Genomic DNA, 8,417 nt, shown 5'->3' with positions numbered 1-8,417 from the left:
GCCGCTTCTTCTGCTGGAAGCGCCACATCTGGAGATTCTTCTCGTTCTGCTTCATCGCATCCAGGAGGCGCTCCGCCTCCTGCCGGTCGATGTCCTCCGGGTTGACACCCGCGTCGCCCACCTCCTCCACCTCGCCCTCGGTGCCCCCGTCGGCTTCATCACCCTGGTCCTCGCCCTGGCCTCCGTCTCCCTGGCCTCCATCCCCGCTCTCGCCGCCATCCTGGCCGGCATCGCCCGGGCCCGCATCGCCCTGTCCCCCATCCATACCTCCATCGCCCTGGCCTCCGTCACCCTGACCGGCATCTCCCTGGCCCCCATCGGCCTGTCCGCCGTCCTGCCCAGCATCCGAGCCGCCGTCCACGCCAGCGTCCGTCCCGCCGTCCTGGCCTCCATCCGCGCCCCCATCCTGGCCACCGTCCTGGCCTCCATCCGGACGTCCCCCATCCTGGCCAGCATCCGTGCCACCGTCCTGGCCCCCATCCGTGCCGCCATCGCCCTGCCCCTTCTGGGGCGGAGGCAGGTTCTTCAGCAGCACCTCGTAGTTGTGGCGGGCCTGTTCGTCCGACGGGTTCAGGGTGAGCGCGCGGCGGTAGGCCTTCAGCGCCTCGCGCGTGTTGCCCGTCATCGCGTGGACGTTGCCCAGGTTGTACGTGGCCTTCTGGCGCAGCTCCGGCAGGTTGTTGGCCTCGGCCACCTGCTGGAAGGCCTTCTGGGCCTCGTCGTAGCGGCCCAGCTTCATCAGCGCGTCGCCGCGGTTGAACTCCACGGCGGGGTCGTTCGGACGCTCCTTCTTGGCCTGCTCGAAGGCGGAGAGCGCGTCCTCGTAGCGGCCGGCCTCGTAGGCCTGACGCCCCTGCCGCACCAGCGGGTGCTCCGTCTCCAGCAGCCCCGCGGCCCGTGCCCCGGACGGCCACGACAGCCCCACGGCCAGAAGCACCAGCCCCGCGCGCATGCCCATGACTCCCCTGCTCACGACGACCTCCGGCGCGCGGACGGCAGCATCAACATCCCCAGCACCAGCAGCGCGAGCCCCGGCAGGGCGAACGTCTGGAAGCGCTCGTCGTAGCGGACGGTGACACGGCTCTCCAGCTCGCTCTTCTGCATGGCCTCGATGCGCTCCATCACCTGGGCCATGGCCACGCCGCGCGGCTGGTAATAGAAGGCGCCGCCGGTGCGCTCGGCGATGGAGGTGAGGCCACCCCGGTCCAGGCGGGTGATCACCGTCTCCCCGCTGGAGTCCTTCTTGAAGTCCACGAACTCGCCCCGACGGTTGTAGACGGGGATGGGCTCGCCCTGCTCGGAGCCCACGCCCACGGCGAGCACCTGGATGCCGGCGCCCTTGAGCGCGCCCACGGCCTCGTCCACCTCGCCCACCAGATCCTCGCCGTCCGACAGCAGCACCACCACCTTCTCCTTCGCACCGCGGTCCGCGTTCTCCAGGAGCTGCTTGGACAGCAGCAGCGCCTCGCCGATGTTGCTGCCACCCTGGGGCATCTGGTCCGGCTCCACCGCGCGCAGGAAGAGCTTCACCGCCGAGTAGTCCGAGGTGAGCGGCGACTGGATGAAGGCATCCCCGGCGAAGGCCACCAGCCCCACCCGGTCCCCCTTCAGCTCGTCCAGCAGCGTGGAGAGCTCCAGCTTGGCGCGCTCCAGCCGGCTGGGCTGCACGTCGCGCGCGAGCATGGACTTGGAGACGTCCAGCGCCACCACCACGTCGATGCCGCGCCGCTTCGTCAGCTCGCTCCGGGTGCCACATTGGGGCTGGGCGAGCGCGAGCCCGAAGAGGAGCAGCCCCAGCCCGTACAAGCCGCCCTGCACCGCCGGACGCCAGCGCGAGGCTCCCGGGGCCAGCTTGTCCACGAGGCGCTCGTTGAGCAGCGCGCTCACGCGGGAGCGGCGGCGCAGCGCCGACACGAGGGCGAGGGCACCCAGCAGTCCGCCCAGCGCGCACAGCGCGAGGAAGGCGGGCTGGGCGAGCCCCACCTGATAGCCGAGGATGGTGAAGCGCCAGGGGTCCGTCAGCATCACGGGAACACCCGCAGGAAGGTGGAGCGCAGGAGCAACTCCAGCGCGGCGAGCCCGAAGGCCAGCAGCAGGAACGGGTGGTAGTTCTCGCGGTAGTTGGCCGAGGCCCCACCCTCCATCAGCTTGGAGCGCTCCAGCGAGTCCAGCACGCTCTGGAGGCCCTGCTTGAGGCCCTCCGGGTCGGTGGCGCGGTAGTACTCGCCGCCGGTGGCATCGGCGATGTCCTGGAGCAGCTCGGGGTTGATGGGAATCTCCGTCTCGCGCCAGACGGTGTTGCCGAACAGGTCCGTCCCCTGGGGGAAGGGCACCTTGCCGCCCTTGCCCACGAGGATGGTGTAGATGGGGATGTTCAGCGACTTCGCCATGCCGGCCGAGTCGATCGGGGAGATCTTGCCCGCGTTGTTGTCACCGTCGGTGATGAGCACCACCACGCGGCTCTTGGCCTCCGAGTCGCGCAGGCGGTTGAGCGCGGTGGCGAGCGCGTCGCCGATGGCGGTGCCGTCCTCCAGGACGCGGGTGCGCAACTGCCGCAGCACCTCCTTGAGCACCCCGTAGTCGAGCGTCAGCGGCGCCTGCGTGTAGGCCGCGCCCGCGAATACCACGAGGCCGATGCGGTCATTGACGCGGTTGGAGATGAACTCGGCGAGCACCTCCTTGGCCACGTGGAGGCGGTTCTGCGGGCGGAAGTCACCGGCCTCCATGGAGGTGGACAGGTCCAGGGCAACAACGATGTCGATGCCCTCCACGCTCAGGTCTCGCACGCGCGTGTCGCGGGACTGGGGCCGGGCGAGCGCGATGACGGCGGCGGCCACCGCGAAGACGCGCAGCAGGGGCAGCAGCGGCAGCAGGTACGTGCGCAGGCCTCGGCCCTGCCGGGCGAGCACGTGCGCGGCGGAGAAGCGCAGCGCGGCACGGGCGCGCCGCTCCCGCCACGCCCACCCGAGGAGGACCGGCACGAGCAGCAATCCCCAGAGGAAGTGGGGGCTATGGAAGTCGCTGAGGTCCGGAAGCATGGGACACGGGGACCGCCTCGGGGGGCGGCGGTGGGGGCCAGGTCTTGTCCAGCAGCTCGTAGCCGAACGCGAGCGCCTCGCGGCACGAGTCCGGAGAGGACTCGGCCCGGGCGTACTTCACCATGTCTGATTCGGAGACGAAGCGCAGCAGCCCGTCCTCGGGCAGGCCCGGGGTGGGCAGGCGCCGCAGCTTCGTCATCAGCTCCGAGCTGGTGCACTCGAGCGCGTCGAAGCCGTAGCGCTCGCCCAGGTAGCCGCGGAGGATCTCCGACAGCCGGAAATAGAAGTCCTTCACCTTGCCCTGGGTGGGCAGGTCCTCGGACTTGAGGGAGTCCAGCGCCTTGCGGATGCGCACATCCAGGGGCGCGGGCGGTGCCACCACCTCGCGCGAGCGGCCGCGGTACTTCTGGAAGAACCGCCACGCCACGTAGCCGACCGCGGCGGCGACCAGCAGCCCCGCGAGCACCCACAGGAGCATCCACGAGCGGATGGCCACCTCGGTGGGAGGCTGGATGTCCTTGAGGTCGGCGCCCTGGGAATCGGCATCCGGCGGCAGGGTGGAGCCCACCTCGATCGTCCGAGGCTCGGCCACGAAGCGCTGGGGGCCCTCCGGCGTGGACACGATGAAGGGCACGGCCGGCAGCGACATCATCCCCAGGTTGAAGGCGGACAGCTTCAGCCGGAAGGTGGTCACGGCCGGCTCCACCCCGGCCCTCGGGGGCTCGCGCGACTGGGACAGCAGCTCGAAGTCCCCCAGGTCCGAGGGCAGGTCCAGCTCGTAGCGCTGGTCCGCCGGGTGGGTGATGACGAGCTCGTAGGTGAAGGGCTCGCCCACGAGCACCCGCTCGGGCAGCACGCGGGCCTGGAAACCCGAGGGCTCCACCTCCGGCAGCGTCGCGGCGGAGGGAGCCGGCGCGGGGGCGGGCGCCTGGGCCCGGGCGGGCGGAACGGCGAGGAGCAGCGCGACGAGAGCCAGCCACCTCATGCCGCCATCCTCCGGGAGCGGGCGCGGAAGAAGCGCACCAGGGCCATGCCGTGGTCATCGCCGGTGTTCAGCTCCACGTGGTCCAGCTCCAGCTTCTTGAAGAGTTTGCGGCGCTCCTCGCGCGAGGCCTGCATGGCGCGGGCGAAGCGGCCCCGGACGAGCGGGTCGCTCGTGTCCACGATGAAGCGCTCGCCCGTCTCCGGGTCCTCCATCTCCACGAGGCCCAGGCGGGGAAACTCCCGCTCCAGCGGATCCTCGATGACCACGGGCACCAGGTCGTGCTTGCGGCCCACGAGGCGCAGCGGCTTCTCGTAGTCCTGGGCGAGGAAGTCCGAGATGAGGAACGTCACCGTCTTCCGGCGCGCCACTCGGTTGAGGTAGGTGAGGCCCTCGGAGAGGTCCGTCCCCCTCCCCTTCGGCTGGAAGGTGAGGATGTCGCTCACCAGCCGCATCACATGCGTGCGGCCCTTGCGCGGCGGCACCACCTTCTCCATCCGGTCCGAGAAGAGGATGAGCCCCACCCGGTCGTTGTTGGCGATGGCGCTGAAGGCGATCTGCGCGGCCACCTCGGCGGCCACCTCCGACTTGGAGCGCTCGCGCGAGCCGAACTCCTTGGAGGCCGACACGTCCACCAGGAGCATCACCGTGAGCTCGCGCTCCTCGGTGAAGACCTTGACGTAGGCCTCGTTCATGCGGGCGGTGACGTTCCAGTCGATGATGCGGATCTCGTCACCGGGCTGGTACTGCCGCACCTCGGAGAAGGCCATGCCCCGGCCCTTGAAGACCGAGTGGTACTGGCCCGCGAGCATGTCCGACACCACCTTGCGGGTGCGGATCTCCAGCTTGCGGATGCGGCGGATGATGTCCTTGGTGAGCACGGCGCGCTCCCTCGAGTCTTCTCCCGGGTGAGGTTACGGGACCTCGACGCGGTCGAAGACGCGCTGGATGAGCTTCTCGGTGGTGAGCTCCTCGGCCTCGGCCTCGTAGGTGAGGGCGATGCGGTGGCGGAGCACATCGAAGGCAATGGCCTTGACGTCCTCGGGCGTCACGAAGCCGCGGTGGCGCAGGAAGGCGTGGGCCCGAGCGGCCTGGCTCAGCGCGATGGTGGCACGCGGGCTGGCGCCGAACTGGATGTAGTCCGCCTGGTCCTTGAGGCCGTAGCGCCCCGGCTCGCGCGTGGCGAAGACCACGTTGAGGATGTAGTCCTTCACCTTCTCGTCCATGTAGATCTGCGTGACGAGCTCGCGGGCGCGCACGAGGTGCTCCAGCCCGATGACCTTCTGAGCCTGCGGAGGCTTCCCGCCGCTCATGCGGTCCATGATGACCTTCTCCTCCTCGCGGGTGGGGTAGCCGACCCGCACCTTGAGCATGAAGCGGTCCACCTGGGCCTCGGGCAGCGGGTAGGTGCCCTCCTGCTCGATGGGGTTCTGGGTGGCCAGCACCAGGAAGGGCGAGGGCAGCGGGAAGGACGTGTCACCGATGGTGACCTGGCGCTCCTGCATGGCCTCCAGCAGCGCCGACTGCACCTTGGCCGGGGCGCGGTTGATTTCGTCCGCGAGCAGCACGTTGGCGAAGACGGGACCCTTGCGGACGGTGAAGTTGGCCGCCTGCTGGTTGTAGATCATCGTGCCGACCACGTCGGCGGGCAGCAGATCCGGGGTGAACTGGATGCGCTGGAAGGAGGCGCTGATGCTGTCGGCGATGGTGCGCACGGTGAGCGTCTTGGCGAGGCCTGGCACGCCCTCGAGGAGGACGTGGCCGTTGCACAAGAGGCCGATGAGGATGCGCTCCAGCATGTAGCGCTGACCGACGATGACCTTGCCGACCTCCTGGTTGAGGAGCTCGACGAAGCTGCTCTCCTGCTGGACGCGCTCGGTGAGCGCCCGGATGTCCGTGTTCATGTCGTCGTACCGTCCCTGGGGAGGCGGGCAGCCTAGGGTGTGTAGGTACGCCGCTCAACAGCGCACCCCGCCGGACATTCCAGTAATTTCGGGGGTCCACCCCCCGGAGAGGTCCAGGAATGACCGGCAGGCGTACCCCAAACCACATCGAGGCGAAGAACGCCAACCTTCCGGAGAGTCCGGGTCGCGCCTTCGCTCCGGGTGAAGTCCGGGGCCCGGGGCCGGTAGAGGCGGAGCTGCTGGGGGAGCTGGCTCCGGCGGTGGTGGCGCGGATGTGCCCGCTGGCGGGGGGCGGGGCGCTGCGGGTGCTCGAAGGGGGCGAGGGCCCTCCGGTGGTGCTCCTCCATGGACGAGGGCACGCGGCGAGCATGTGGTGGCCCCTGCTCCCGGAGTTGGTCCGCGAGCACAGGGTGCTGGCGGTGGACCTGCCGGGCTTCGGGTGCTCCTCGGTGCCCCAGGGGCCGCCGCGCACGGCCGAGGACGGGCTGCGCTTCTTCGTCGAGCCGGTGGAGGAGGTGCTGTCCACGCTGGCCCCCGGGCCGCTGACACTGGTGGGGCATTCGCTGGGAGGGCTGGTGTCGCTGGAGCTGGCGCTGCGGGGCCGAGTGCCGGTGGAGCGGCTGGTGCTGGTGGACGCGATGGGGCTGGGCCCGGAGATGGCTCTGGATGCGCGCCTCTACTTCCGCGTGGGCCCGGAGCGGGTGGCGCGCGTGCTGGGACCGAAGCTCTTCGGACGCATCGCGCCACTGCCGGACACACCGCCCAACCGGCGATTGATGGCGATGGAGTACGAGTTGATGGCGGTGCCCGGCGGCAGACCCGAGGCCACGCGGGCCTTCAACACGCTGGTGCCACTCATGGGCGGCGTGTTCCACCGCGTCGGACGATTGGGCGAGGTGAAACAACCCACCCTGCTCCTTTGGGGCGAGCACGACACGGTGCTGCCCGTGTCACTCGCCGAGGGCGTGGAGAAGGTGCTGCCTCACGCACGAATCGCGCGCGTACCGGCCGGCCATAGTCCACATTTGGAGCAAACGGACCGAGTCCTCTCGGAACTGAGGCATCAATAGATGATGCCTTCGCACTTCTCGATGATGGCCTTGATGACTTCCGGAGTGGTCCCATTCTCCTTGGCCAGACTCGGGGCGAACCAGGTCACGGCAACCGTGGAGGGCGGCTCGCGCGCATGTCCCTTCATCGTGATGGAGCCGATGTCCCCTGGCCATTCCATAGCGGCCAGCTCGTGACTCCTGCGGATGGGGTCCAGAATGGTGAAGCAGGGCCACTTGGGAAACCGCAAGGTCCGGGGGTCACAACCATGGAAGCGGCAGCCGTCCAGGCGCGCTTCGGAGAAGTCACAGTCCTCGATGGCCGCGTGTTCCCACGCCCTCGGGTAACTGGGCCAATGGCCGAAGTCGCAGTCCGACAGCCGCCCATTGAAGCGACAACCCTTGAGCGCGGCGAACACCCAGTCCTGGTGTTTCTTCAGTTCCTGCTTCACCTCGAAGGTGCAGTCGATGAACCGGACTCCATCGAAGAACAGGTTCCTGGCGGACACCTTCAGGACGAGCGTGCAGTTGCGTAACGTCAGGTTGGAGCCGAGGAAGTAGAGCGAGCCCTTGTCCGTCAGGTCCAACCGCTCGTTTTCGATCTCCTTGTTCTCGTAGAAGACCTTGGTGAAGAGCATCCGCCGCCCTCTTAAAAGGTGATCATCCGGAAGAGCTCACCCGCCATGCGCCTGCCATGCCGTGCGAGGTTCGATGCTGTGCCGGAGAGAATCTCGTACTGGGTGCCCATCTCCGGGTCAATCACGTCGACGCCCTTGTTCCGGCTCCAGTCGTAGAGATGCTTGAACTGCCGGTGCACTCGGTCTTCCACGTAGCGACCCCGGGCCTCGCGCTCCAAGAGGCGAGCCAGCCAGTACTCGCCCTCCCTGAGGGCCTTGTCGATGGCACCTCTCTCTCTCGGAGAGAGCAGATCCGGTCCCCACTCCCCGGCCGCCCGGGTAACGGCTTCCTGGAGTTGATCCCCCACCGGGTCGTCCACCGGTATGTCCGCGAGCGACTTGTCGCGCGGCAGGTGCCAACGCTGGCCATTGCCGAGCACCACCTGCCGGTTGCCACCTCGATGGCGGATGATGGTGGTGGGCGAGTTCCCCTGCGGGGCTGCCCCGGCGCCCCCACCCTTCTTGAGCATCACCACCGCGAGCGGACCCTGTGGAGAGGCCGCCACCGTCTCCACCGCCGCCACCGCCCTGGCGAGCGCTCCCTCCCGGACCAGCGCCGTCTCCACCACGACTTCGGGCGCCAGCACGGCGGCCCCACCCTGCGCCTCCCACTGCGCCCCCGCCAAGCTGTAGCCGGGCAGCGACTTCACTCGTGCCGCTACCTCGCCCAGCGTGCGCCCTGTCAGCGCGCCCACCGCCAGAATCATCGCTCGGGCTGCGTCCGTCCCCAGCACCTTCGCGTACTGCTCGCCCGCCGCGCGCAGCTC

General features: G+C 69.2%; 9 protein-coding genes. 1 reads left to right on the top strand and 8 read right to left on the bottom strand.

Going from position 1 to position 8,417, the window contains the following annotated elements; all coding sequences use genetic code 11:
• From VF794_RS18485 to VF794_RS18460, 6 genes are all read right to left on the bottom strand, one after another.
• The coding region (locus VF794_RS18485) for a tetratricopeptide repeat protein (protein WP_414640922.1) at positions 1 to 958 on the bottom strand (958 nt) is incomplete at its 3' end.
• Between the two features lie 11 nt (positions 959 to 969).
• Positions 970 to 2,025: a VWA domain-containing protein gene (locus tag VF794_RS18480; protein WP_414640921.1), complete on the bottom strand. Its 1,056-nt coding sequence runs from the start codon at positions 2,023 to 2,025 to the stop codon at positions 970 to 972.
• A complete protein-coding gene (locus VF794_RS18475; RefSeq protein WP_331112201.1) occupies positions 2,025 to 3,038 on the bottom strand; it encodes a VWA domain-containing protein in 1,014 nt (337 codons plus the stop codon). The genes VF794_RS18480 and VF794_RS18475 overlap by 1 nt, the downstream gene beginning before the upstream one ends.
• Entirely contained in the window at positions 3,010 to 4,023 is a 1,014-nt protein-coding gene (locus VF794_RS18470; protein WP_331112199.1) for a hypothetical protein, read from the bottom strand. Before VF794_RS18470 ends, VF794_RS18475 begins: the two co-directional genes overlap by 29 nt.
• Positions 4,020 to 4,901, bottom strand: a complete 882-nt coding sequence (locus tag VF794_RS18465; protein ID WP_331112197.1) for a DUF58 domain-containing protein — start codon at positions 4,899 to 4,901, stop codon at positions 4,020 to 4,022. Before VF794_RS18465 ends, VF794_RS18470 begins: the two co-directional genes overlap by 4 nt.
• Before the next feature lie 33 nt (positions 4,902 to 4,934).
• Complete coding sequence (locus VF794_RS18460; protein ID WP_331112195.1) at positions 4,935 to 5,924, bottom strand: MoxR family ATPase; 990 nt, start codon at positions 5,922 to 5,924, stop codon at positions 4,935 to 4,937.
• 119 nt (positions 5,925 to 6,043) lie between these two features.
• On the opposite strand from VF794_RS18460, the gene VF794_RS18455 reads away from it, so the two are divergent.
• The gene (locus VF794_RS18455; RefSeq protein ID WP_331112193.1) at positions 6,044 to 6,994 is read left to right on the top strand and encodes an alpha/beta hydrolase; all 951 of its coding nucleotides are present in this window, start codon (positions 6,044 to 6,046) and stop codon (positions 6,992 to 6,994) included.
• Here VF794_RS18455 and VF794_RS18450 read toward each other — a convergent pair.
• The gene (locus VF794_RS18450; RefSeq protein WP_331112191.1) at positions 6,988 to 7,611 is read right to left on the bottom strand and encodes a hypothetical protein; all 624 of its coding nucleotides are present in this window, start codon (positions 7,609 to 7,611) and stop codon (positions 6,988 to 6,990) included. The genes VF794_RS18455 and VF794_RS18450 overlap by 7 nt on opposite strands.
• Positions 7,612 to 7,622: 11 nt before the next feature.
• Positions 7,623 to 8,357, bottom strand: coding sequence for a hypothetical protein (locus VF794_RS18445; RefSeq protein WP_331112189.1), 735 nt, complete (start codon positions 8,355 to 8,357; stop codon positions 7,623 to 7,625).
• Positions 8,358 to 8,417: the final 60 nt, after the last annotated feature.

The sequence above is a fragment of the Archangium sp. genome (assembly GCF_036389735.1).
Lineage (GTDB): Bacteria > Myxococcota > Myxococcia > Myxococcales > Myxococcaceae > Archangium.
The sequence above is the reverse complement of the archived record's forward strand: the minus strand, read 5'-3'. Positions and strand labels throughout refer to the sequence as shown.

What these genes read in the sequence shown, in the direction of transcription:
- VF794_RS18445 (WP_331112189.1), bottom strand. Translation starts at nt 8,357, where the DNA reads ATGATTCTGGCGGTGGGCGCGCTGACAGGGCGCACGCTGGGCGAGGTA.
- VF794_RS18470 (WP_331112199.1), bottom strand. Translation starts at nt 4,023, where the DNA reads ATGAGGTGGCTGGCTCTCGTCGCGCTGCTCCTCGCCGTTCCGCCCGCC.
- VF794_RS18460 (WP_331112195.1), bottom strand. Translation starts at nt 5,924, where the DNA reads ATGAACACGGACATCCGGGCGCTCACCGAGCGCGTCCAGCAGGAGAGC.
- VF794_RS18450 (WP_331112191.1), bottom strand. Translation starts at nt 7,611, where the DNA reads ATGCTCTTCACCAAGGTCTTCTACGAGAACAAGGAGATCGAAAACGAG.
- VF794_RS18475 (WP_331112201.1), bottom strand. Translation starts at nt 3,038, where the DNA reads ATGCTTCCGGACCTCAGCGACTTCCATAGCCCCCACTTCCTCTGGGGA.
- VF794_RS18480 (WP_414640921.1), bottom strand. Translation starts at nt 2,025, where the DNA reads ATGCTGACGGACCCCTGGCGCTTCACCATCCTCGGCTATCAGGTGGGG.
- VF794_RS18455 (WP_331112193.1), top strand. Translation starts at nt 6,044, where the DNA reads ATGACCGGCAGGCGTACCCCAAACCACATCGAGGCGAAGAACGCCAAC.